The following is a 1,230-nucleotide window of genomic DNA, read 5'->3' as shown; positions in this document are numbered from 1 at the left end:
TGAATCGCCACTAATTTCCTAGACGCCTCTCAGTTAGATAAACTAACTGAAAAGAGAGGTGCTTATGAGCGGTAAACGCTACCCTGAAGAATTTAAAATTGAAGCGGTCAAACAAGTCGTTGATCGTGGCCATTCTGTCGCTGATGTTGCCAAGCGACTCGATATCACTACTCACAGCTTGTACGCCTGGGTTAAGAAGTTCGGCCCTGATTCCAAGAAGCATAATGATTTATCTGAGGCTCAGGCTGAGATAAAGCGACTTCAGAAAGAATTAAAACGGGCTACAGAAGAACGGGATATATTAAAAAAAGCCGCGGCGTACTTCGCAAAGCAGTCCGATTGAGGTACGCCTTTATCAAGGATAATAGCAATAGCTGGCCTGTTCGTTGGCTATGTCGGATGCTGGATGTTCATCCCAGCGGATACTATGCCTGGAGCAGTAAGCCTCTGTCGAAACGCGACAAAGCAAACCGTCGTCTAACAGGACTAATTAAGCAATTCTGGCTGGAGTCTGGTGGCGTGTACGGCTACCGCAAAATTCATTCAGATTTACGGGACATCGGTGAACGATGCGGTATTAACCGCGTGTACCGACTCATGGTTCAGGAAGGATTACGAGCTCAGGTTGGCTATCGTCGACCCCGGCATCGAGGCGGAGAAAGTCACGTTGTGGTGCCAAACCGGCTGAACCGGGAGTTTAATCCCGCTGCGCCTGATGAAGCCTGGGTAACGGATATCACGCATGTCCGAACTCACGAAGGCTGGCTGTATCTGGCGGTTGTTGTCGACTTGTTCTCCCGAAAGGTAATCGGCTGGTCAATGCAGCAACGAATAACGAAAGACATTGTTCTCAACGCTCTGTTGATGGCTGTATGGCGTCGAAATCCAAAGCAACAAGTGACGGTGCACTCAGATCAAGGAAGCCAATATACCAGCCATGACTGGCAGGCTTTCCTGAAAGCGAATGGTCTGGAGGGAAGTATGAGCCGACGCGGTAACTGTCATGATAACGCCGTGGCGGAAAGCTTTTTCCAACTGCTGAAGCGAGAGAGAATCAAAAAGAAAATCTACTCAACAAGAGATGATGCCCGTGCTGACATATTCGATTACATCGAAATGTTTTATAACTGCAAACGCAAACATGGTTCCAATAATTTACTGTCACCAGTAGAGTATGAAAAACGCCATGTTCAACGGCTGGGAAGTGTCTAGGCTAATAGTGGCGATTCA

1 protein-coding gene is annotated in these 1,230 nt (G+C 47.8%); it reads left to right on the top strand.

From position 1 onward, the window contains the following. Positions 1-64: 64 nt before the first annotated feature. Positions 65-1,212, top strand: a protein-coding gene (locus tag LHL20_RS20955) for an IS3 family transposase (RefSeq protein ID WP_159628135.1) whose coding sequence is annotated in 2 segments (ribosomal slippage) — positions 65-302 and positions 302-1,212 — 1,149 coding nt in all. Because the reading frame shifts where the segments join, the coding sequence is not laid out codon by codon here. Positions 1,213-1,230 lie beyond the last annotated feature (18 nt).

This window comes from Alteromonas sp. McT4-15 (assembly GCF_020515205.1).
Lineage (GTDB): Bacteria > Pseudomonadota > Gammaproteobacteria > Enterobacterales > Alteromonadaceae > Alteromonas.
This window is presented reverse-complemented; position numbering and strand designations above follow the sequence as displayed.